Genomic DNA, 22,053 nt, shown 5'->3' on the forward strand with positions numbered 1-22,053 from the left:
AACGGGTATGGGGTTTCAGGCCGGGCGGGCTGCCAGGACAGTCTCAAGGACTTGGAGCACGCGGTCATTGGAGGCGGGGTCGGCGACGGTGATCCGCACGCCGTCGCCCTGGTAGGCGCGGACCATGACGCCCGCCGTATCGAACGCGGCGACTAGCCGCCCGCGGAGTGCGTCATCGGCGCGGATCCACAGGAAGTTGCCTTGGCTCGGCTGCAGTTTCCAGCCCTTGGCTTCCAGCCGTGCGGCCATCCGGGAGCGCTCCTCCCTGACGGTTGCCACCCTCGCCTGCATCTCCCCCGCCGCGTCCAGGGAGGCGACGGCGGCCTTCTGGGCCAGGGCGGTCACCGCGAACGGGATGGCGGTGCGGCGCAGCCCCTCCGCGATCTCCGGCGTGGCCACGGCGTAGCCCACCCGCAGGCCGGCGAGGCCGTAGGCCTTGGAGAAGGTGCGAAGGACGCCGACGTTCGGGTATTCGCGGTAGAGCGCCAGGGAGTCGGGACCGCTGCCGGCCTCGGCGTATTCCACGTAGGCCTCGTCGATCACCACGAGGACGTCGGACGGGACGGAGCGCAGGAAGGCTTCGATGCGTTCGTGGGCGATCGGGACGCCCGTCGGATTGTTGGGTGTGCAGAGCAGGATCACTTTGGTCCGGGAAGTGACGGCCGCGGCCATGGCGTCCAGGTCGTGGCCCTCCTCCTCGTCCAGCGGAATGCGGACCGGGCGGGCCCCCGCCAGCTCTACAAGGATGGGGTAGGCCTCGAAGGACCGCCACGCGAAAACCACTTCGTCCCCGGCGTCGCACAATCCGCTGATGATCTGCTGGAGGACCCCGACGCTGCCGGGCCCCACCGCTACCTCCGCGGCAGTTACGCCGAGGTGGCCGGCGATCCGTTCGCGGAGCTCGACGGCGGCCATGTCCGGGTAGCGGTTCATCCTGCCTGCCGCTTCGGCCACCGCCGCGGCGGCCGCCGGCAGGGGCTCGTAGTGGCTTTCGTTGCTGGCGAGGGCTGCGATGTCCACGCCGGCGCTGCGCCGGCCGGGGACATAGGACGGGAGGCCGGAGACCGCTGCACGCAGGGTGGGGTGGGCGGATTCCGGTGCCGCCAGGATCTGATCACTGGTCATGAGGCTCGATCATGAAAGTGACCCGGAGCACATTGCAAGATACGCTGATGCGATTGGGATTTCTGCTCAACTTCTACTGTCTGTGGTGAAAATATGACCATCCCGAATCCCCGCGCCCTTGATTCCCTGGACGCCAGGATCATCCTCGCCCTCGACAAGGACCCGGAAGCCAGCGCCTTGGCGCTCTCCCGGACACTCGGCGTAGCACGGAACACCGTGCATGCGCGCCTGGCCCGGCTCGAGCGCAGCGGCGCCCTCCGTTCCTTCAGCCGCCGGCTGGACCCGGCCGCGCTGGGCTACGGCCTGATGGCTTTCCTGTCCCTGGCCATCAGCCAGACCCGGGCGGGATCGGTGGAGAACGGACTCGAAGCAATCCCGGAGGTCATTGAAGTCCATGCCACCACCGGGGATGCAGACCTGATGGCCAAGGTGGTGGCCCGGGATACGGCGGACCTCTACCGCATCACCAACCAGATCCTGGAGATCGAGGGGATCCAGCGGACCAGCACGGCCATTTCGGTGCTCGAACTCATGCCGCCCCGCTACGACGGGCTCCTGAACCGGTTGTCGCGGCAGGAATCACGCGCTTCGGGCTAACTCGAGGTGACCCGCGCCACACTTGGGCATATTTTCAGTCACGCCTAACTCATATTGACAAATATCCCAACTAAATCCGGCTCTCTTGCCTATCTGAGGGTCAGGCTCCGAAGATCTCTGCATGACTTCACAGACCGTCTCCGGCCGCGTGGCCGAGGTTCTCAGCGGCTACCTCAGCGACGTTTTCGGCGTCATGGGCAACGGAAACGTCTACTTCCTCGACGCTGCCGAGAAGCAGGGGCTCCGCTTCACCGCCGTGCGCCACGAAGGCGCCGCCATCGCCGCAGCCGACGCCTACTATCGCGCGTCCGGGCGTCTCGCGGCGGGCACCACCACCTACGGGCCCGGCTACACCAACGCCTTGACGGCCCTCGCGGAGGCGGTCCAGGCGCAGATCCCGGTTGTCCTCGTCACCGGGGACGCACCGAGCAGCGGCGCCCGGCCCTGGGACGTCGACCAGGCGGCAATCGCCGCTGGACTCGGGGCGGCGACCTTCACCGTCACCCGCGAGGCCGCGGGCTCCATCACGCAGGAAGCGGTGGAGTATGCGCTGGCCAGCAGGACCGCCGTCGTGATTGCCATCCCGTACGACCTCGCGGCGCTGGAGGCGGCGGAAGAGGAACTTCCGGTTCCGCCGGCGGCAGCGGTGATGGACGACGTCGACGGCGGCCTCGAGCGGGCGGCCCGGCTGCTCGCCGGGGCGAAGCGTCCTCTGATCATCGCCGGTCGCGGCGCGCACCTCGCCGGAGCGGGCCCCGAACTCCGCGGGCTCGCCGACCGCCTCGGCGCGCTGACCGCCGGAACCGCTTTGGCGCTCAATCTCCTGCAGGGCGAGGGCTACCTCGGGGTCGCGGGCGGCTTCGGCACGGACACCGCCGCCGGGCTCATGGGCGAGGCGGACGTGGTGCTCGTGGCCGGGGCGAGCCTGAGCCCGTTCACCATGCGCTTCGGCCACCTGATCGGTCCGGACAGCACAGTCATCCAAATCGACACCGCGCTCGAAGCGACGCATCCCCGTGTGGACATGTTCGTCGCCGCGGACGCGAAGGCCGCGGCGGGCCGGCTCCTCCACCTGCTGGACGGCGCCGTGCCCGCTGAAGCCTGGCGTGCGGAAGCCCTGAAGCGGCTGGCTGAAGGACCGGGCCATGACGCCGGCTCCGTGGACACCCCGGACGGCCGCCTTGATCCCCGTACCCTTGCCACCGCACTGGACGCGATCCTTCCTGAGCGCCGCACGGTGGTCCAGGACGGAGGGCACTTCCTCGGCTGGGCACCCATGTACTGGCGGATCCCGCGGCCCCAGGACCTGGTCATGGTGGGAACCGCCTATCAGACCATCGGGCTGGGCCTCGCCAGCGCCGTCGGGGCCGCCCGGGCCGTAGAGGAGGGCCGTACCCTGGTGCTGGCATCGGGCGACGGCGGCTTCCTGATGGGCCTGTCCGACCTGGAATCGCTCGTGGGCGCGGCGGCAAGTGCCGTCGTCGTGATTTACAACGACGCCGCCTACGGGGCGGAGATCCATCAGTACGGCTCCCGGGGCCTGACCGAAAAGCCCATGCTGATCCCCGAAGTGGACTTCAGCGGCGTCGCCCGCGCGCTCGGCGCGGAGTCCGCGATCATCCGCGAGCTGGCGGACCTCTCCGCGCTCCAGGACTGGATCGACGACGGCGCCAAGGGAACCTTCGTGGCCGACTGCCGCATCACCTCGAGCGTCCGCGCCCCCTGGCTGAGCGAGTGGATGCGGGCGAAGGAGACGGCGAAGGAGACGGCGAAGGAGACGGTGGCGGGTTAGGACGGTTTCCGTCCGCGTTATCCGCGGGCCTCGAGCCGCTCCTTGAGCCGCCGGTGGCTCGCCGGAGCACCCCGCGCCGCGAGCCTGCGTACAGCGGGCAGGAGCGCCTTGCCGAAGCCGTGCCCCTCGAAATCGAGCTCGAACGTCACGCGGGACCTTGCGCCGCCGTCGAGCGGTTCGACGTCGATGCTCGCATGGGCACGGATCGGGCCGGCAACGCCGTGTGCCGCGAACCGATGGGGCGCCTCGTCCTCCGCGATCTCCTGGGTCATTGTGCGCTCGTTGGGGCCGATCCGGCGGGTGGTCGTGAACCGCGACCCCACCTCCCTGCTGCCCTCGCCCTCGAAGTGCACCTCGAGGACGTCAGCCTGCCACTCCGGGAAGTGCAGCGGGTCGCTCGCATACGCAAAAACCTCCGCTGGCGGACGATCGATTTCTATGGTGTTCGTGAGTGCCGACATGGCTCCTCCTCCTACTCCATCGTCCCTCCAAACCGGCTCCTATGGGGAGGCCCTCAGGCCTGCACCGTCGTCCCGCGCAGGTGCAGGGTCCAGGGCGCCGGAACGCGGACGCCTTCGCCCGGGGAACCTGACTCCAAGCGCTCCACCAGCATGTTCACCACCTGGTCGAAGATGGGCTCGGGTCCCACGGTGGTAAGCGCCGGATCCGACTCCTGGCCCTCGGTGGAGTTGCCCACGCCCACGATCTGAACGTCCTCGGGCACCCGAAGGCCCAGGCGGAAGGCGGCCCGGACGGCCTGGAGCGCCTCCATGTCGTCATTGGCGAAGATGGCCGTGGGACGGTCCGGCAGCTGGAGGAGGTCCAGGGCCGCCTGGTAGGCGAGATCCTTGCGATGGTGCGAGGTGCGCACGAGTTCCGGGTCGACGTCGAGCCCCGCCCGCTGCAGCCCGGCCACGTAGCCGCTGTACCGGGACGGGATGGCGCGGCTGCTTTCGTCCGCCCGCCGGATGCAGGCAATACGGCGGTGGCTGCGTGTCAGGAAGTCCATGCCGGCCGCGATTCCGTCCACGGGCTCGGGGGCCAGGACGTCGAAGCCGGCGGGCTGCATGACCTCGGAGATGACCACCTGCGGAACACCGCGGCGTGCCAGTTCCAGCATGGTTTCGTCTTCGGTCACGGATTCCGGGATGAAGCCGAGGATCACGCCGTCAGCCCCGCCGGACAGCATGAACTGCCGCCAGGCATCACCCAGCAGCACCACGGGTTGGTAGCCATGCTGGGGAAGGACGCGGGCGGCCGCGGCGGCCAAGGCACGGTCCCACGGCCATTCGAGGTTGCCGATCGCCACGGCCACCAGTTCGGTCTTGCCGCGGCGCATTCCGCGGGCCGCGCGGTTGGCCACATAACCCAGTTCGCGCACGGCTTCCTGCACGCGCTGTTTGGTGGGTTCGCTGATCCTGGTGGTGCCGCCGAGCCGTCCGGAAAGCACGTAGGAGACCGTGGTGAGCGAAACTCCGGCGCGCTCGGCCACGTCGCGGATGGTCGGCTTGGAACCTTGCCTCACGTCTGTGTCCTGTCTCTGCTGCGGTTTTCGTACTCTACCGGGCGGAGCCTCCTTGATTCGGTCGTGGGCAGACCGGCCTGCCGACGTTCCTTCCCGGTTGCTTCACCCGGCAGGCCCCTGACGCGGCGTGTCGGCGCCAGTTTCGGCCACGCCTCCGGGTGCAACCGGGAAGGAGCGTCGAGGTTGGCGGCCGCGAGGCTTCCTGAACCAAGAACGATCAACCAAGAATCAAGTGCAGGCTAACTCCGGCGCTCGAGCAGCACTGTATCCCGCCACGAACCGGCGTACGGCCCGTAATCCATCAGGCCGATCCGCCGCCGCGTGCCGACGCTGAGGAAGCCGAGGCTGTAATGCAGGCCGAGCGAGGCTGTGTTCTCGGGGAATATCGTGGACTGAATGGTCCACACGCCGCGCGCATGGCAATGGTCGATGAACGCCGCAAGGAGCCGCCGCCCAATCCCCTGACCCCGGGCGGCGTCGCTGATGTAGATGGAGTGTTCCACCACGCCGCGATAGACGGGCCGCGCAGACACCGGCGAGGCCGCCCCCATCCAAGCACCCGCCCTCCGAGTTCGGCAACCAAACGCAGGTCCCGCCGTCGAGTACTGTCGAAGTCCGCCCATGTGGGCGGCGCGGCTTCGAACGTCGCGTTGCCGGTGGCGATCCCCTCAGCCCAGATCACTTCAACACCCGCCCAGTCCGCCGGGACCATGGGCCGGATGACAACGTCGCTCACGACCGTGCCGCTTCGGCGGCGCGGCCGTGCTGCTGACCGGTGGCGAACCCTATGGACACAGGAACCGCACCGGCCGTTCCGCAGCAGGAGTCTTCCGCGGCTTCCGCGTCGTCCGGCAGGCTGGTGGAGCAGACGCCGGTTTCGGGGAGTTCGAGTTCGACGGCGTCCGCAGCGGCGGCATCTCCCGCCAGGGCGGCAGCGATGGAGCGCACCTGCTCGTAGCCGGTTGCCAGGAGGAAGGTGGGGGCGCGGCCGTACGATTTCATGCCCGCCAGGTAGAAATCCTTCTCCGGCTGGGCAAGGATCCGCGCACCGTGCGCAGGGACGGTGCCGCAGCTGTGGAAATCAGGGTCAATCAACGGTCCCAATGCCTTCGGGGCCTCCACGGCGGGGTCGAGGTCCAGGCGCAGTTCCGCAAGTAGGCCAAGGTCCGGCCGGAATCCCGTGGCAGGAATGATCCGCTCGGCCTCGACGCTGCGGCCGTCGACGGCGGTGACCGCCACCGCCGCGCCTTCAGCCGCGGCGTCGTCGCGGGTTTCGATGCGGTCCGTCAGGAAACCGGTCAGCAGGCGGACGGCTCCGGCGTCGACCGCGGCGCGGAGCCGGGCACCGAGCTGGCCGCGGGCGGGCAGTTGGTCGGCGTTCCCGCCACCGTACGCGCGGGCCGGGCTGGCGGACCGGATGGCCCAGGTGATCTCCGTACCGGGGCTGCTGCGCGCGAGCCGGACCAGATCCAGGACCATGTTCGCGGCTGAGTGGCCGGATCCGATGACCAGGGTCCGCTGGCCGGCGAATCCGTCCCCTGACACATCCGGCAACGGGCCGGCGATCAGTCCGGCGGCCCTTCCTTCGGCCTCGCCGGGAGCCGGCAGGCCGGAGCCGCCCAAAGGCGCCGGGGTGGTCCAGGTGCCGGACGCGTCGATCACCGCGCGGGCCAATACTTCTGTCATGCCGCCGTCGGGGGCCTCGATCCGCAGGAGGAACGGTGCCAGTTCGCGGCCGAGGCTGCGGCCCTTGTCCATGCCCTGGCGGCTCACGGCGACAACCCGCGAGTTGGTACGGATCCTGTTCCGGAGTTGGGGCGTGGCGGCCAGCGGTTCGAGGTAGTCCGCGACGATCCCGGTACCGTATGGCAGCGCCGTGGGGCGGGGCGCCTCCCAGCCGGTGGATTGCAGAAGCCGGACGGCGGCGGCATCAAGGTTGTAGCGCCAGGTGGAGAACAGCCGGACGTGGCCCCACTCCCGGATGGCGGTGCCGGCTGCGGGACCGGCTTCGAGGACGAGTGGTTCCAGGCCCCGTTCAAGCAGGTGCGCGGCAGCGGCCAGGCCGATCGGCCCGGCACCGATCACCGCGACAGGCAGGGATTCCAATGCAGCCATGAGCCCTTTGCTTTCTTCGACGGCACCGCGCCGCTACCGGGCGGCCGGGGTGAGGGATTCGATCAGGGCCTCCACGCGGGTCTTGATTTCGTCGCGGATCGGGCGCACGGATTCCACACCCTTGCCTGCCGGGTCCTCGAGGACCCAGTCTTCGTAGCGCTTGCCCGGGAAGTACGGGCACTCGTCGCCGCAGCCCATGGTGATGACAACGTCGGAGTCCTGCACGGCCGCGGTGGTGAGGACCTTGGGGATCCCGGCCGACATGTCGATCCCAACTTCGGCCATGGCCTCGACGGCGGCCGGGTTGACTTTGTCCGCGGGCTGGGATCCGGCGGAGCGGACCTCGATGGCGCCCTGGGACAAGGTGGTGAGGAACGCGGCCGCCATCTGGGAGCGGCCGGCGTTGTGGACGCAGACGAACAGGACGGAGGGTTTGTCGCTCATGAGAGCACCTTTCGGTCGGCCGCCGGCGTTGAGGAGGCAGCGAGGGTCGGGTAGAGGAGGCGGACCAGGAGGAAACCTGCGGTGCCGCCGAGCAGTTGGGCCAGGATGAATCCGGGGGCCGATGCCGGGGCGATCCCGGCGAAAGTATCGGTGATGGTCCGGGCGATGGTGACGGCCGGGTTCGCAAAGCTCGTGGAACTCGTGAACCAGTACCCTGCGGTGATGTAGCCGCCGACGGCGAACGCCACACGGTCCGCCTTTCCGGAGCGGACCGTGCCGAAAACAACCAGCAGCAGCCCGACTGTGGCGATTACCTCACCCAGCCACAGGCCGGCGCCCGTGCGTTCGCGGGCGGAGAACGCCGCGGCAGGAAGGCCGAACATCAGGTTCGCCACCACGGTTCCGGCGAGGCCGCCGGCGAACTGCGCCACGATCAGCGCCACGGTAGTACGGGTGTCCACCATGCCCAAGGCCCGCTCGACGAGGGTAACCACTGGGTTGAAGGACGCTGAGACCGGCTGCAGCGCCACGATCAACGCCACCAGGGCGGCGCCCGTGGCGAGGCTGTTCTGCAAAAGCTGCAGCCCGACGTCGTCCGGGGACAAACGCGACGCCATCACGCCGGAGCCGACAACGGCCATCACCAGGAAAGCGGTGCCGATGAACTCGGCGGCCGCACGGCGTGCCAGTCCGTTCACCCGGCCTGCCCCCCGATCAGGGACGCCAGGTTCCGCAGCACCTCGGCCCGCGCCCGGTAGTACACCCAGACGCCGCGCTTCTCGCGGTCCAGCAGGCCGACCTCGTGGAGGACCTTCAGATGGTGGCTGATTGTCGGCTGGGAGAGGTCGAAGGCATCGTTGAGGTCGCACACGCACGCCTCGCCGCCCTCGTGCGAGGCCACCAAAGACATCAGCCGAAGCCGCACCGGATCGCCCAGCGCTTTCAAGATTGATGCGGCCTGCTCGGCCGTCTCTTCCGAAAGAGGCTCCCGGGAGAGCGGGGAACAACACGCGACCGCCTGCACCGGGGTCAGTTCAAGAGACATAGACACATGTAAATATCTACACCTGTCTATGTCTTGGGCCAAGGGCCGCTGGCGCCGACGAAATCGCGGGAGAGCTGCCGGGTCGCCGTCGCCGGAGCGTTCCCGCGACCCCACAGCGTTCCCGCGACTCGGGCAAGCAAAGCCCGGTAGCCGACGCTCCTACTCGATATGCCCCAGCACCGATCCGACGGAAACCACGCCGCCCGCGGCCGACACCACTGAAGCCAGCGTCCCGTCGCGATGTGCCGGAACCTGGGTTTCCATCTTCATCGCCTCAAGCACCACCAGTGGATCACCCGCCGCAACTTCCGCGCCGGGTTCCACCAGCCACTTCACCACCGTGCCGGCCATGCCGGCCACGAGGGCGCTTTCCGGAACGGAAGCGTCGGACGGAACGGAAGTACCGCCGTCGGGCGCAAAGGAGACTCCCGCAAGGGAACCACCCGAACGCGCCCAGCCGTCCAGCAGATCGGCGGGCAGGCCGACGGCGAGGCGCTTGCCGTCCACGTCCACCGTGATCGTGCGGCGCTCACCGGAAGGGGCTGCCGGGCTGTACTCCGGATCCGTCGGAATGGATCCGGCGAAGTCGGTTTCGATCCAGCGGGTGTGCACACGCAGGGCATCCGGAGAGGTGAAGTCCGGGGCCTCGAGCACGGCCCGGTGGAACGGCAGCACCGTGGCCAAACCCGAAATCTCCATCTCCGCCAAGGCCCGGCGGGCACGGCGGATTGCCTGCTGCCGGTCCGCGCCGGTAACGATCAGCTTGGCCAGCAGGGAGTCGAACTGCGGCGGGACCACCGAGCCGGCGTGGACCCCGGTGTCCAAGCGGATGCCCGGACCGGTCGGCCCAACAAAGGACGCAACCGTCCCCGGGGAGGGCAGGAAGCCGCGGCCCACGTCTTCGGCGTTGAGGCGGAATTCGAAGGAGTGCCCGCGCGGCTCCGGGTCCGAAAGGACGCTCAGGGGAAGCCCCGCGGCGATGCGGAACTGCTCCTGCACCAGGTCGATCCCGGAGGTTTCCTCGGTGATCGGGTGCTCCACCTGCAAGCGCGTGTTGACCTCCAGGAACGCCACCGCGCCGCCGGCCGAGACCAGGAATTCCACGGTTCCGGCGCCGGTGTAGCCTGCCTCGCGGCAGATCGCCTTGGCGGCGGCGTAGATCGACTCCCGCTGCGCGGACGTCAGGAAGGGCGCGGGCGCCTCTTCGACGAGCTTCTGGTGCCGCCGCTGCAGGGAGCAGTCGCGCGTGCCCACGACCACCACGTTTCCGTGGGTATCGGCGATCACCTGTGCCTCGACGTGCCGCGGCCGGTCCAGGTACTGCTCCACGAAGCACTCGCCGCGGCCGAACGCCACCACGGCCTCGCGCACCGCCGAGTCGAAGGCTTCTTCCACCTCGGCCAGCTCACGGACCACCTTCAGGCCGCGGCCGCCGCCGCCGAAGGCCGCCTTGATGGCCACGGGTAGCCCGTGTTCTTCGGCGAAGGCGCGCGCCTCGGCGGCCGACCCCACCGGCCCGTCGCTGCCGGCCACCAGCGGGGCACCGGCCCCGACGGCGATTTCACGGGCGGTGATCTTGTTGCCCAGCTGCCGGATCGCCTCCGGCGAGGGACCGATCCAGGCGAGTCCGGCATCGAGCACTGCCTGCGCGAAGTCCGCGTTCTCGGACAGGAAACCGTAGCCGGGATGCACGGCGTCGGCCCCGGACCGGGCCGCCATCTCCAGCAGCTTCGGAATGTTCAGGTAGGTGTCGGCCGGGCTGTTGCCGCCCAGGCTGTAGGCCTCGCCCGCTGCGCCCACGTGCATGGCATCGGCGTCGATGTCCGCGTACACGGCCACCGAAGCGATTCCGGCATCCTCACAGGCGCGGGCAATCCGGACGGCGATTTCGCCGCGGTTCGCGATCAGGACCTTGCGCATTACTTGCTCACTTCTTTCGTGCCGAAGGCGGGGGAAACGCGGAAACGGATGCTTCCGCCGATGGGGACCTGCGCGGCGCGGTCCAGTTGTTCGTCGGTGACTACCCCGATCACGGGGTAGCCGCCGGTGATCGGGTGGTCGGCCAGGAACAGCACGGGCAGGCCGGCGGGCGGGATCTGGATGGCCCCGGCCATGGTGCCTTCGCTGGGCAGTTCGCCCTCGCGGCTGCGCTTGAGCGGTTCCCCGGACAGGCGCATGCCCACCCGGTTGGACTGCGGCGTGACCTGCCATTCCTGGCTGCACAGGGACTCCAGCTCGGCGGGGTCGAACCAGTCCTCGCGGGGGCCGGGAACGATGTCCAGCACCGTGACGCTGCCAGGCGCCGGGAAGTCCGGCTGCAGTTCGGGGCTCCCGACGGCGGTGGATTCGGTGTCCTGCCCGACGCCGAGCAGTTGCCCGGCGGCCAAGGGTGCCGGTCCGAGGCCCGACAGGGTGTCCGTTGAGCGGCTGCCCAGCACGGCGGGCAGGTCGGCCCCGCCGCGGACTGCGAGGTAGCTGCGGAAGCCGGCCTCCGGGGCGCCGACGGTGAGGGTCTCGCCGTCGAGCAGCGCGAACGGTGCGGCCATCGGAACGGTGCGGGGCTGGGTTACCGGCCCGTCGCGGTCGTCGGGTGCAGCGTCCGACGGCGACGTGATGGTGAGGCTCGACGGCGCACCGGCCACAGCGATCACCTGGTCCCCCACGGCCTGGATGGTCAGCCCGCCGTTGACGGTCTCGACCGCCGCGGCGGTGGACTTGTTGCCCACCAGGCGGTTGGCCCGGCGGATCGAGGCGCGGTCCAGGGCACCGGCGGCAGAAACGCCGAGGCCGCCGTGGCCGCGCCGGCCCAGGTCCTGGATGAGGCTCAGGGCGCCGGGGTTGAGGATGCGGATCCCGGTGGCGGGCTCCGCGACGCCAGGAACGGGAGCCGCCGTCGGGGTGATGACCTCCCGCACGGCCCGGTACTGCACCCGGTCCCCCGGCCGGGCGAGGGCGGGCTGTGCGCGCTCGAGGTCCCACATGCGGGCGCCGGTGCGGCCGATCAGCTGCCACCCGCCCGGGGAACGCCGCGGGTACACAGCCGAGTAGTTCCCGGCCAGGGCCACGGAACCGGCGGGAACCGCGGTGCGCGGGGTAGAACGGCGCGGCACCTCGAGGAGCTGGTTTTCGCCCACCATGTAGGCGAAGCCCGGGGCGAAGCCGGCGAAGGCCACGGTCCAGAGCTGCCCGGTGTGCGCGGCGATCACGCCGTCTACGCCCAGCCCGGTGAGCTCGGCGACTTCGGCGAGGTCGTCGCCGTCGTACAAGGTGTCGATGACCACCAGGGCACTGTGGTTCTCCACCGGCCCCCCGAGCTCCAGCTCGAGCAGCCGGGCGCCGATGGCGCGCGTGGCGGCGGCGGACTCGGCCACCACCATCACGGTCTCGGCGGCGGCCAGGACGTCCAGCTGCCCGGGCAGCGGGTTGGCGGACAGCAGCGACTGCAGCGCCAACACGTCCTGCATGTTGTCGAGCTCGGCGAGGACAGCGCGGGTCCCCAACGGCCGGACGGAGCGCACCATGTGGGCAGTCTGCATCCCGGTTTCCATCATCCGTTCCTTAATTCACTCGGCAATTCACGCGGCCCGGCAGGCCCTCAGGCCTGGGCGTCCTGCAGGAGCCGGATGTCCTCTTCCGGCTGCGGGTCGCGGCCCAGCAGCAGGCCCACGATCGTCACCACGGACGCTGCCAGCAGGTAGATCGCGATCAGCCACCAGCCGCCGGCGGCCGCACCGTAGAGCGAGGTGAAGATCAGCGGAGCGACGGCGCCGCCCACCACGCCTGCCAGGGTGTAGGCCAGGGAGCTGCCGGCGTAGCGGAGCCGGGCGGGGAACTGTTCGGTGATGTAGGCGGCCTGCGGGCCGTACATGAAGGCGTGCAGCGCCAGGCCGATCACCACGCCGATGGTCAGCATCACCACGGACTTGCCCTGGATCATCAGGAAGAACAGCGGGATGAACGCGGCCGTGGCTGCGGCCGTGATGCCGTAGACGAGGCGGCGGTTGAAGCGGTCCGTCGCGGCACCGGCCAGCGGGATGAGGAACAGCTGGAAGGCCGAGCCGATGAGGATGGCGGCCAGGACGTTTCCTGTGGTCATGCCCAGTTCCTTCGTGGCGTAGACGGCCACGAACACGGTGAAGAGTGCGTAGAGGACGTCCGGGCAGACGCGGGACAGGGCGGCGGAGATCAGGGCCTTGGGTTCAGTGGTGAAGACCTCCTTGATAGGAGCCTTGGGGCGGTCGCCGTGGGCCTGGATGGCTTTGAAGACCGGGGTTTCCTCAAGCTTCAGGCGGATCAGCAGGCCGAAGGCCACCAGAAACGCCGAGGAGAGGAAGGCCACGCGCCAGCCCCAGGAGAGGAAGTCCGCGTTGCTGAGGGTGGCGGCCAGGATCGCGAGGACGCCGTTGGCCAGCAGGTTGCCGGCGGGCGGGCCGATCTGCGCCGCGGAGGACCAGAAGCCGCGCTTGTTGGGGTCGCCGAATTCGCTGGACAGCAGCACCGCGCCGCCCCATTCGCCGCCGACGCCGATGCCCTGGGCCAGGCGCAGCAGCACCAGGATGGTGGGGGCGGCAACGCCGATCACCGAGTAGTCAGGCAGGGCGCCGATGAGGACGGTGGCCAGGCCGATGAGCACAAGGGTGAAGACCAGCACGTACTTGCGGCCGATCTTGTCACCGAGCCGGCCGAACACCACGCCGCCGATCGGGCGGGCCAGGTAGCCCACGGCGAAGGCCGAGAAGGAGAGCAGCAGGCCAGCGAACTCGTTGTTGCCGGGGAAGAAGATCTTGGGGAACACCAGGGCCGAGGCCACGGAGTAGATGGCGAAGTCGTAGTACTCGAGCGAGGTGCCGGTGAGGCTGGCGATGTACGCCTTGAGGGCGCCGGCCGGTGGCTTCCTTGTCACGGCCTTTGCCTTGCTATTGGTTGTCATTGTTTCCTCCGGGGGTGAGGGTGTTGCTGGGAGTTTGGGGGTCTGTGCGAACGGGTTCAGGCGAACGGGTTCAGGCGAAGGAGGCGATGCTGACGCCGGCGTCGCTGAGGGCGGACTTCACGGCGGTGGCCATGGCCACGGCGCCCGGTGAGTCACCATGCACGCAGATGCTTTCCGCGCGGACATTGAGGAGGGAGCCGTCGATCGCCTTGACCTTTTGCTCGGTGGCCATCCGGAGCACGTGTTCGGCGACTTCGGCGGGGTCGTGCAGCACCGCGCCCGGCCGGGTCCGGGAAACCAGGGTGCCATCCGGGTTGTAGGCGCGGTCCGCGAATGCTTCGCTCACCGCGCGCAGCCCGGCTTTTTCGGCCAGGCGCAGGACCTCCGAGCCGGGAAGTCCGAGGATCGGGAGGCTGGGGTCCACCGCCTTGACGGCGTCGACGATGGCCTGCGCCTGGGCGGTGTGCCGGACGATCGCGTTGTACAGGCCGCCGTGCGGCTTCACGTAGCGGACCCGGGCTCCGGCGGTGGCCGCCAGGGCTTGCAGCGCGCCGATCTGGTACACGACGTCGTCGGCCAGTTCCGTGGGATCGACGTCCAGGAAGCGGCGGCCGAAGCCCGCCAGGTCCCGGTAGCCGACATGCGCTCCGATGACGACGCCGGCCTGCGCCGCCTTGTGCGCGGTGGCGCGGATGACGCTGGGGTCGCCGGCGTGGAAACCGCAGGCCACGTTGGCGCTGGAGACGGACTCGAACATCGCGGAATCGTCGCCGAGGGTCCAGCGTCCGAAGGACTCCCCGACGTCGCTGTTCAGGTCGATGCTTGCCATTGTGATCCCTATCTCATTGGATGTGGTCCATCTAGGATGCACTACATCGTCGGATTGTTCAACGATTCTTCGATCCGAGTTTGCGACAATCAGGTAAATTCATGTCATGGCACCTACCCAGACCGGCAGCGCGCGCGTCCGCATCGCCGTGCCGTCCGTGGCCGAACGCGTGGCCGAGGAGCTGCGCTACCAGCTCGCCGAGGGCATGCTGCTGCCCGGAGCCCGGCTGACTGAAGCCACCATCGCGGAGGACCTGGGCGTCTCCCGGAACACGGTGCGCGAGGCCTTCGCCGAACTCGCCAGCGAACGGCTCGTGGTCCGCCAGCCCAACCGAGGGGTCTTCGTGGCCACGCTCGAAGCCGGGGACATCCACGATCTCTACACCGTGCGCAGGGCCATCGAGGTCAGTTCGATCCGCGGCGGCGGCAGCGCCGAGCGGGTAGCGGCCGTCCGTGCCGCCGTCGACGAGGGAAAGCGTGCGGCCGCCGCGGACGACAACGATGCCCTGGGCAGCGCCAACCAGCACTTCCACGGCGCCATCGTGGCCCTGGCCGAAAGCAAGCGGCTGGACACGATCATGAGGCACGTCCTGGCCGAGATGCGCCTGTACTTCCACAAGGCCACCTCGGACGCGCACTTCTACAGTGCCTGGCTTGAGGAGAACGAGGCCATCTGCGCAGCCCTCGAAGCCGGGGAGCTGGAACGGGCCGGCGAACTCCTGCTCGGCTACCTCAACCGTTCCGAAGAGCAGCAGCGCACGGTGCACGGGGAGTAGCCGCAGGGGCTTCGCGCATTCGAGCAGTTCCGGAGAAGCCGGCCGCATTACCCGGCCGTAGGGTTGGTTCATCAGCCCGCGCGAAAGGAACTGCAATGACGGAGACCAGCAAGAGCGCCAAGTCGTACGAGGGATTCACCGAAGACGAACGCGCCGCCATGAAGGAGCGCGCCCAGGAACTCAAAGCGGGCGCAAAGCGGCGCGGGTCCACCGCCAAGGCCGGCAAGGAGGACGGCGAGAGCGAGGTGCTCACCAAGATCGCAGAATTGCCGGAACCGGACCGCGCCATGGCGGAGCGCATCCACGCGATCGTGAAGGAAAGCGCCCCGGGACTCGAGCCGAAGACCTGGTACGGCATGCCCGCGTATGCCAGGGACGGCAAGGTGGTCTGCTTCTTCCAGGGCTCGGGCAAATTCAAGACCCGCTACTCGACGCTCGGTTTCAACGATCCCGCCCAGCTTGACGACGGCGAGATGTGGCCTGTCGCCTACGCCCTCGTGGAACTGAACTCCGAGGTCGAAGCCCGGATTGCGGAACTCGTGAAGAAAGCCGCCGGCTAAATAGCTCCAAGACGGGACGCTCCCTCCCGCTTGCTTTCACCTCAAGCCAGGTGGCACCGCGTGTCGGCCCGGGCTTCGGGCCAACACGCGGAAGCAAACGGGAGGGAGCGTCAACGCAACCCGGGTAAGGTCCTAACCCAGGCCCACCGGCAGGTTCCCGACGGCCACATCCATGATGTTCAGGCCTTCATCCACCAGCGCACTGCCCGCAGGGAGGGTGATGCTGGCGACCTTGAACGCGGCCGGGATGTCGATCTTCGTGGCGAACACCGAGGCCGGCTCATCGATGCGCAGCACGGTGGACGCGCCGCCGATGTACGCCTGGGTATGCCGCTGGTAATAGGCCGACTTCGCCAGCAGCATGCTCGTGTCCGTGGGCACACCGTCCTTCCAGTTCGGCAGGGTGATGGTGACCTTCTTGGACATGCCGTTGGTGAAGTGCACCGTGGCCACACCGGAGGACACCGCGCCGGTGGAGAAGCCGGTCACCAGCAGGGTGCGGCCCTGGCCCGAGATCGCCAGCTGCTGCCCGGCGGCCTTGAGTGTGTCCGGCGTCCCGACGGCGGTCCGGTGCCACACCGATTCGACGCCGAAGGCCGAGTACGGTTTTCCGCTCACCAGCCCCGCATCCGCAAGCGCCTCCTCGGAGAAAGTGCGGCGGTCCGCGGTGATGGCGCCGTTGCGCTGGTTCGCCGCGTTCGCCACCGAGGTCTGGTTCACCAGCGCTGCGAAGGGCAGGGGCGTGACGTCGACGCCGGGGCCCTGGTACGCGCCGATGTTCGGGGCTGCTGCAGCACCCGAAGCGGCGGTGGGGTTACCGAAGAAGTCCCTGCCGCCGTCGTCCGCGATCTCTGTGCCGGCGCCCAGCAGCGGCGAGCCCGAAGCAAGCTTGTACCCCGGGACGTCCAAGGTGGTCTGGCCGCTGCCGCCGGCGATCAGCTTGGGATCGCCAAGCACGGGCGAGGACTCACCGGCAGGCGGCACCAGTCCCCCGAAGTAGGCGTTGTTGGCATAGACCGCCGAGCCCGGCCGGAGCTCACCGCCCGCCGCGACGAAGATGTTGTTGCGGACTTCGCGCGGGCCCGTCATGTCGTCCAGGAAGCCGCGGGACGGGCAGTAGAAGGTGTTGTTGTAGATGTAGTGCTTGCCCGGCCCGGTGCTGGACCCGCCAATACGGCAGTCGTCCTGGGCCACGTTGTAGCGCAGCACCACGTTGGCCGCGGTGGATCCGCCGCCGCAGTTGGAGACGCAGTTGAGGTAGAAACCGCCGGCGTTCCCGTAGGAGTAGTTGTACTGGAAGAGGCAGGTGCCCACGATCTTCATGTCGCAGTCCCAGGCGGTGGAGTCGTAGACGGAAGTGGTGCTGTTGCCCACCACGTTGAACTGGAACACCGGGTTTTTCGAGTTGTACGGCCACATGCCGGCGAAGTTGCCGCCCTCATAGGGGTGGGCACCCTGGCCGAGGTTGAGGCCGCTGTTGTACTCGATGAGCGGGGCGTCGGAGTTGTGGATCACGATCGCGTCGCCGCCCACCTCGTACATCTTGTTCCGGGCCACGTACACCTTGGTGTTGTAGCGCTCCGTGGTGTCCGGTGCGGAGATCTTCACGCCGCCGCCGGCAGTGTCGTTGACCTCGTTGTCAGTGATGGTGATGCCGTCCACCGAGCCCTTGCCCCAGGTGCGCACCATGATCCCGGCGGATTGCGCAAAGCCGGCCCCGTTGGTGGCCTTGTTGCGCCAGCCGGCCACGTCTTCCACATGGTTACCGGTCACTACGATGCCCGCGGTCTGCGCCGTGCCGCTGTTTTCGAAGAGGATTCCCACGCGCCGCATCTGCGTGTCCGAGGGGTTCACCACGTGCAGGCCGCTGACGGTCCAGTGGCTGGCGTTGGTGATCTGGATGGCCGCCACTGCGCCGTTGCCGTTGATGGTGGGCTTGGCGCCTTCGCCGTAGCTGGCGAGGGTAATCGGGTGTCCCGCGACGCCGGTGCCCGCGGGTGTGAGCGCACCCGTGCAGCTGGTACCGGCACGGAAAAGGATCGATTCGCCGGCGTTGAAGGGGCCGTGGCCGTTGAGCTGGGCGATTGAGTTGAAGGGGCTCGCCTGGCTGCCGTCGCCGGGGCTCGGGGCCGAGCAGTCCACGTAGAACTTCGCGTCACTGAGCTGGACCACGAGCGAACCGAGGGCGCCGCTGGTGGCCACGTCGAACGGACCGGTGCCGCTGGCCGTCAGCTCAGCCGTGCCGCCCGCGGCTCCGGCGGGCACCACGAAGGTGATGGTCGCAACGCCGGCGGCGTCAGCAACGGCGTCGGCCACCTTTTCGCCGCGGAAGGCGAGGCTGACCGGCCCCAGCGGCTTGAGGTCGCGCACGACGACGGTGGCCGGGGTTCCGGGGACCAGCGCGTTGAGGTTCGTCCCGGCTGAGCCCTCCAGGCGCAGCGGCGCGGCGAGGTAGCTGTCCGAGCAGTTGATGCGGGCATCAGCCCAGTCGGCGTGGTCGTTGCCGTTGCCTTCGGGCCCGGCATCGACGCGCAGTTCCAGGGTGGTGGCCCCTACCAGGTCCACATTGACGGGCAGGGCGCCGTCGGTGCCCTTGCGCTCGGCGGCGAAGCGCTCGGCGCCGTCCACCAGGACCCGGAAATCGACACGGCCGCGGTCGGCCTGGGTGTCGTCGATGCCCACCTGGGACAGGAACTGCCGGCACTGGCCGCCCAGGTTGTAGCTGATGGACGACGGCGCGTGCGTGCCGAGGCCCTTCGGATAGACGGTGCCGGCGATCGTCAGGGGGCGCCGGTTCGCGTCGCCGAGGGCCTGGCCGCCGTTGCTCATGTCGAGTTCGGCCGGACCCCAGCCGTTGCTCATGCTGGCCCAGGGAACGTCGCTGGCGTACGCGACGCCGGAGGGCGGCGGGGGTATCTCGGCGGCGACCGCGGCGGGAACGGTGCCGACGCCGGCCGCAACCAGGGCGGCCGAGGCTCCGATGGCGGCCAGGTTCCTGGCAAGGGTTCGTGTTTTCTGCGTTCTTGCGGACAAGGTTGGTCTCCTCATTGAGTGCTTCCCTGCACAGCTTTTGCGAAACGCACACAAGGGGTCAACGAGGTGCACAAACTTGAACAGGAACCAACGCGAGCCATCGATACCCCGCCCCGGGCCCGCGAAACATAACGGCAAACTTCGGCGGAAAATAGCCAAATCGTTGTGGATATGCACAGCCCTGGGGAATCACACTGGCTCCTTGCACAGCGAATCGCCAGCCGTGGAAAGGTTTACTTGCACCCCCACATGTGTCCCATGCCACAGTGGGCTGACGCTGCCGCGCCCCGGCGCAGAGCAGCATCTGAGCAAGGAACTTGGACTGGAGGGAGTTCATCATGGTTGAAAATTCAGGCCGCGCAGCAGGGAAGCGCCCACCGAGGGCTGCGGCAAGGAAGACGACATCCACGGCGAAGACTCCTGCCGCCAAGGCTTCCGAACCAAGCCCGGCCGCGCCCGCAACGCAGCCCGCCGTGGACCTTCCGGAGTCCCGGGACGTGAGCATCGGAACCGATGCCGCCTACGCCGGCACTCCCCTGGAAACAGCACCACGGGCCACCACGGATACGCTGCGGAACATCTCGGAAGTGCGGCATTTCTTCCGGACCAACAGCACCCCGATCTATTTCGTGGGAGCCGCCCCGTTCAACCTCCTGGGACTGGACCGCTGGGTGCGGAACTTCTCCTACGTCTCCTACTACGACGCCTGGGACGGGGCGCACCCGCGGGTGTTCTCGCCGTCGAACAAGCCCTACCAGGAGTTCGAGAGCGGCGAGGAGATCAACAACTGGCTGCTGAACAATGCCGAAGTCAGGGCACACATGACCCGGGGTGTCCGGCAAGGCGTCCGGCCCAAAGTAGCCATGGTGTTCTTCAACGAGGAAACGGAAAACATCTGCAGGGAACTGGGTTATGACCTCATCCTGCCGCCGGCTTCCCTCCGCGAACACCTTGACTCCAAGATCGTCACCACCAAGCTCGGCAATGAGGCCGGAGTGGCCAGCGCGCCCAACATCCTCACCAAGGTTTCAAGCTTCAAGACCCTGCGCGCAGCGGCCCGCAAGGCGAAGCTGGGCGACGACCTCGTTGTGCAGACGCCCTACGGGGATTCGGGAAAGACCACGTTCTTCATCTCCTCCGAGGCGGACTGGGACAAGCACAGTGCGGACATTGTCGGCCAGGACCTCAAGGTCATGCGGCGGATCAACAATCTCCCCGTCGCGGTCGAAGCCGTCATCACCCGGTGCGGGACCGTCGTTGGGCCGTTCCTCACGGAACTGACCGGCTACAGCGAACTGACGCCCTATAAGGGCGGCTGGTGCGGCAACGAGATGCATCCCGAGGTCCTCACCCCGGAGCAACGGCACGGGGCCACGGAACTGGTCCGGAAGCTCGGTGACCGCCTGGGGCAGGAGGGTTACCGCGGCTTCTTCGAAGTGGACGTGCTGGTGGATACCGACACGGACCACGTCTATCTCGGCGAACTGAATCCGCGGATCAGCGGCGCCTCGGCCATCACGAATGTTACGGCCGGCGCCTACGCGGACGTTCCGCTGTTCCTCTTCCATCTCCTGGAGTTCATGGACGTGGATTTCGAGCTGGACGTGGACGAGATCAACGCCCGGTGGGAGAAGCTTTCCGGTGCGGATCTCTGGAGCCAGATGATCATCAAGGAAACCTCCCCGCTCGTGGAACAGCTGGTCGCGACGCCGAGCACCGGGCAGTACTACCTCGACGCCGCCGGCGCCCTCGTCTTCCGGCGGGCAGCGCTGGACTGGCACCAGTTGCAGGACGAGACGGAGGCATTCTTCCTGCGGATCTACGGCCCGGGCGATTACCGCTGGAAGGGGGCGGACCTCGGCGTCCTGGTGACGAAGGGCCGCCTGCAGACCGGGGTGAACGGTGGGACTTCGCTCACCATCCGGGCGCGGCACTTTGTCGATTCCGTGCGGGCCGGTTTCAGGGGGATACCATTGGCGGCTGAAGACGAGACGGTGCCGGCTGAAACGGTCGGTGCGAAGTCCTGAGCATGAGCAAACCGGGAGTCAGCTCCCCTGGAGGCAAGGAGGCCGCGTGAGCGGAATGGATTCAAAGGGGTACCCGGCCGGGATCGACCTGAGCAACTGGCAGTCGGCCGAAAACCTGCGTTGGACGTTCCAGCACGTGGCAGATTTCCTTCCCACGGCCAGCATTTCGCGGGGCTACGGCCCGGTGGCAGTCCTGCCATCGGTGCCGTCCACCGTGGACGCCGTTGTGGTGCCGCCCGTTGATGGCATCGGTTATGCGGCCACCGTCCGCGACGTCATTGCCACCACCGACACCGACGGCTGGCTGGTCATGCACCGCGGCGAAATCCTGGTCGAGGAGTACTTCGGGGACATGACCCCGGCGTCCTCGCATCTGCTGATGTCAGTCAGCAAGTCCCTGGTGGGAGCCGTGGCCGGCGCGTTGTGTGATGCCGGACAGCTGGATCCCGAGGCCCCGCTGAGCAGCTATGTCCCCGCCCTTGCGGAATCCGGCTATGCCGGAGCCACGGTCCGGAACCTCCTGGACATGCGCTCCGGCATCGCTTTCTCGGAGAACTACCTGGACCCTTCGGCCGAAGTCCGGCTCCTTGAAGGGGCCATCGGATGGGCGCCCCGAAGCGATCCCGGCGCCCCTGCCAGCATGTACGAATTCCTGCTCACCCTGCGGCAAAAGGGCCCCCACGGCGGACCGTTCGAATACCGCTCGTGCGAAACGGACGTGCTGGGCTTGATCTGCGAGGCGGCAGGCGGCGCCCGCATGCCCGAACTCATGTCGCGGCTGCTGTGGAGCCGGATCGGCGCCGAGGCCGACGCCACCATCGGCGTGGATCACCAGGGCACCGGAATGTTCGACGGCGGCATCAACGCCGGCCTGCGGGATCTGGCGCGCTTCGGTTCGGTGCTGCTGAACGACGGCGTCTCCCTCACGGGCGAGCGCATCCTGTCCTCCGAGTGGATGGCCAGCACGCTCAACGGCGCCTTCGATTCGCGCGACGCGTTCGCGGCAAGCCCGGGAGACAACCGGATGCCGGGGGGCATGTATCGGAACCAGCTGTGGTTCCCATACCCCGGCAACGAGGTCTTTCTCTGCCTGGGTATCCACGGCCAGATGATCTACGTCAACCGGACCGCCCAAGTGGTGGCGGTGAAGCTGTCCAGCTGGCCCTACCCGCAGGACGCCGGCAGGCTCTTCCCCACCATCCGGGCCTTCGATGCCATCAGCGCGGCCCTAAGGGTTGCCGTCTGAGCAGCGTCAG

Annotated in this window: 18 protein-coding genes and 1 pseudogene; 6 read left to right on the plus strand and 13 right to left on the minus strand. The window is 68.4% G+C overall.

What is annotated here, in order from left to right; translation table 11 throughout:
• Positions 1-15: 15 nt before the first annotated feature.
• Entirely contained in the window at positions 16-1,125 is a 1,110-nt protein-coding gene (gene hisC, locus ACNQPB_RS03820; protein WP_498749258.1) for a histidinol-phosphate transaminase, read from the minus strand.
• Between the two features lie 93 nt (positions 1,126-1,218).
• On the opposite strand from hisC, the gene ACNQPB_RS03825 reads away from it, so the two are divergent.
• Positions 1,219-1,722, plus strand: coding sequence for an Lrp/AsnC family transcriptional regulator (locus ACNQPB_RS03825; protein WP_498749260.1), 504 nt, complete (start codon positions 1,219-1,221; stop codon positions 1,720-1,722).
• A 121-nt stretch (positions 1,723-1,843) separates the two neighbouring features.
• Positions 1,844-3,514: a thiamine pyrophosphate-binding protein gene (locus ACNQPB_RS03830; protein WP_498749262.1), complete on the plus strand. Its 1,671-nt coding sequence runs from the start codon at positions 1,844-1,846 to the stop codon at positions 3,512-3,514.
• A gap of 17 nt (positions 3,515-3,531) precedes the next feature.
• Here the strand turns inward: ACNQPB_RS03830 and ACNQPB_RS03835 are convergent, their stop codons facing one another.
• The 11 genes and pseudogenes from ACNQPB_RS03835 to ACNQPB_RS03885 all read right to left on the minus strand — a co-directional run bounded on the left by ACNQPB_RS03835 (position 3,532) and on the right by ACNQPB_RS03885 (position 14,402).
• The gene (locus ACNQPB_RS03835; protein WP_498749264.1) at positions 3,532-3,975 is read right to left on the minus strand and encodes an SRPBCC family protein; all 444 of its coding nucleotides are present in this window, start codon (positions 3,973-3,975) and stop codon (positions 3,532-3,534) included.
• Positions 3,976-4,028: 53 nt separating this feature from the next.
• Positions 4,029-5,039: a LacI family DNA-binding transcriptional regulator gene (locus tag ACNQPB_RS03840; protein WP_498749266.1), complete on the minus strand. Its 1,011-nt coding sequence runs from the start codon at positions 5,037-5,039 to the stop codon at positions 4,029-4,031.
• 239 nt (positions 5,040-5,278) lie between these two features.
• Positions 5,279-5,751 (minus strand): annotated as a pseudogene (locus ACNQPB_RS03845) (GNAT family N-acetyltransferase).
• Positions 5,752-5,771: 20 nt separating this feature from the next.
• Positions 5,772-7,154: an FAD-dependent oxidoreductase gene (locus ACNQPB_RS03850; RefSeq protein WP_498749267.1), complete on the minus strand. Its 1,383-nt coding sequence runs from the start codon at positions 7,152-7,154 to the stop codon at positions 5,772-5,774.
• A 33-nt stretch (positions 7,155-7,187) separates the two neighbouring features.
• Positions 7,188-7,598, minus strand: a complete 411-nt coding sequence (locus ACNQPB_RS03855) for an arsenate reductase ArsC (RefSeq protein WP_498749268.1) — start codon at positions 7,596-7,598, stop codon at positions 7,188-7,190.
• Positions 7,595-8,296 carry an aquaporin gene (locus tag ACNQPB_RS03860; protein WP_498749270.1) on the minus strand — a complete coding sequence of 234 codons (702 nt, stop codon included), beginning with the start codon at positions 8,294-8,296 and terminating at the stop codon, positions 7,595-7,597. Before ACNQPB_RS03860 ends, ACNQPB_RS03855 begins: the two co-directional genes overlap by 4 nt.
• Positions 8,293-8,643, minus strand: a complete 351-nt coding sequence (locus ACNQPB_RS03865) for an ArsR/SmtB family transcription factor (RefSeq protein WP_498749272.1) — start codon at positions 8,641-8,643, stop codon at positions 8,293-8,295. Before ACNQPB_RS03865 ends, ACNQPB_RS03860 begins: the two co-directional genes overlap by 4 nt.
• 159 nt (positions 8,644-8,802) lie before the next feature.
• Positions 8,803-10,563 (minus strand): acetyl/propionyl/methylcrotonyl-CoA carboxylase subunit alpha, encoded by a 1,761-nt coding sequence (locus ACNQPB_RS03870; protein WP_498749274.1) that lies wholly within the window; start codon positions 10,561-10,563, stop codon positions 8,803-8,805.
• Positions 10,563-12,191, minus strand: coding sequence for a 5-oxoprolinase subunit B/C family protein (locus tag ACNQPB_RS03875; RefSeq protein WP_498749275.1), 1,629 nt, complete (start codon positions 12,189-12,191; stop codon positions 10,563-10,565). The genes ACNQPB_RS03870 and ACNQPB_RS03875 overlap by 1 nt, the downstream gene beginning before the upstream one ends.
• A gap of 47 nt (positions 12,192-12,238) precedes the next feature.
• Positions 12,239-13,573: an MFS transporter gene (locus ACNQPB_RS03880; protein ID WP_498749277.1), complete on the minus strand. Its 1,335-nt coding sequence runs from the start codon at positions 13,571-13,573 to the stop codon at positions 12,239-12,241.
• A gap of 70 nt (positions 13,574-13,643) precedes the next feature.
• Entirely contained in the window at positions 13,644-14,402 is a 759-nt protein-coding gene (locus ACNQPB_RS03885; RefSeq protein WP_498749279.1) for a LamB/YcsF family protein, read from the minus strand.
• Positions 14,403-14,508: 106 nt separating this feature from the next.
• Here ACNQPB_RS03885 and ACNQPB_RS03890 point away from each other — a divergent pair, with 106 nt between their 5' ends.
• Complete coding sequence (locus ACNQPB_RS03890) at positions 14,509-15,177, plus strand: GntR family transcriptional regulator (protein WP_498749281.1); 669 nt, start codon at positions 14,509-14,511, stop codon at positions 15,175-15,177.
• A 95-nt stretch (positions 15,178-15,272) separates the two neighbouring features.
• A complete protein-coding gene (locus tag ACNQPB_RS03895; protein WP_498749282.1) occupies positions 15,273-15,737 on the plus strand; it encodes an iron chaperone in 465 nt (154 codons plus the stop codon).
• Between the two features lie 132 nt (positions 15,738-15,869).
• Here the strand turns inward: ACNQPB_RS03895 and ACNQPB_RS03900 are convergent, their stop codons facing one another.
• Positions 15,870-18,770, minus strand: a complete 2,901-nt coding sequence (locus tag ACNQPB_RS03900; protein ID WP_498749284.1) for an NPCBM/NEW2 domain-containing protein — start codon at positions 18,768-18,770, stop codon at positions 15,870-15,872.
• Positions 18,771-19,108: 338 nt separating this feature from the next.
• Between ACNQPB_RS03900 and ACNQPB_RS03905 the strand changes: the two genes are divergently transcribed.
• Positions 19,109-20,797, plus strand: coding sequence for a biotin carboxylase (locus tag ACNQPB_RS03905; protein WP_498749286.1), 1,689 nt, complete (start codon positions 19,109-19,111; stop codon positions 20,795-20,797).
• 55 nt (positions 20,798-20,852) lie between these two features.
• Entirely contained in the window at positions 20,853-22,043 is a 1,191-nt protein-coding gene (locus tag ACNQPB_RS03910; protein ID WP_498749927.1) for a serine hydrolase domain-containing protein, read from the plus strand.
• Positions 22,044-22,053 lie beyond the last annotated feature (10 nt).

This window comes from Curtobacterium sp. LFS079 (genome assembly GCF_047977865.1).
Taxonomy (GTDB): Bacteria; Actinomycetota; Actinomycetes; order Actinomycetales; family Micrococcaceae; genus Arthrobacter.

Bases quoted from the DNA above. Each gene is read 5' to 3' on its own strand.
- ACNQPB_RS03905 (WP_498749286.1), top strand. From the start codon at position 19,109: ATGGTTGAAAATTCAGGCCGCGCAGCAGGGAAGCGCCCACCGAGGGCT.
- ACNQPB_RS03850 (WP_498749267.1), bottom strand. From the start codon at position 7,154: ATGGCTGCATTGGAATCCCTGCCTGTCGCGGTGATCGGTGCCGGGCCG.
- ACNQPB_RS03870 (WP_498749274.1), bottom strand. From the start codon at position 10,563: ATGCGCAAGGTCCTGATCGCGAACCGCGGCGAAATCGCCGTCCGGATT.
- ACNQPB_RS03890 (WP_498749281.1), top strand. From the start codon at position 14,509: ATGGCACCTACCCAGACCGGCAGCGCGCGCGTCCGCATCGCCGTGCCG.
- ACNQPB_RS03895 (WP_498749282.1), top strand. From the start codon at position 15,273: ATGACGGAGACCAGCAAGAGCGCCAAGTCGTACGAGGGATTCACCGAA.
- ACNQPB_RS03885 (WP_498749279.1), bottom strand. From the start codon at position 14,402: ATGGCAAGCATCGACCTGAACAGCGACGTCGGGGAGTCCTTCGGACGC.
- ACNQPB_RS03855 (WP_498749268.1), bottom strand. From the start codon at position 7,598: ATGAGCGACAAACCCTCCGTCCTGTTCGTCTGCGTCCACAACGCCGGC.
- ACNQPB_RS03865 (WP_498749272.1), bottom strand. From the start codon at position 8,643: ATGTCTCTTGAACTGACCCCGGTGCAGGCGGTCGCGTGTTGTTCCCCG.
- ACNQPB_RS03880 (WP_498749277.1), bottom strand. From the start codon at position 13,573: ATGACAACCAATAGCAAGGCAAAGGCCGTGACAAGGAAGCCACCGGCC.
- ACNQPB_RS03910 (WP_498749927.1), top strand. From the start codon at position 20,853: ATGGATTCAAAGGGGTACCCGGCCGGGATCGACCTGAGCAACTGGCAG.
- ACNQPB_RS03825 (WP_498749260.1), top strand. From the start codon at position 1,219: ATGACCATCCCGAATCCCCGCGCCCTTGATTCCCTGGACGCCAGGATC.
- ACNQPB_RS03835 (WP_498749264.1), bottom strand. From the start codon at position 3,975: ATGTCGGCACTCACGAACACCATAGAAATCGATCGTCCGCCAGCGGAG.
- hisC (WP_498749258.1), bottom strand. From the start codon at position 1,125: ATGACCAGTGATCAGATCCTGGCGGCACCGGAATCCGCCCACCCCACC.
- ACNQPB_RS03875 (WP_498749275.1), bottom strand. From the start codon at position 12,191: ATGGAAACCGGGATGCAGACTGCCCACATGGTGCGCTCCGTCCGGCCG.
- ACNQPB_RS03830 (WP_498749262.1), top strand. From the start codon at position 1,844: ATGACTTCACAGACCGTCTCCGGCCGCGTGGCCGAGGTTCTCAGCGGC.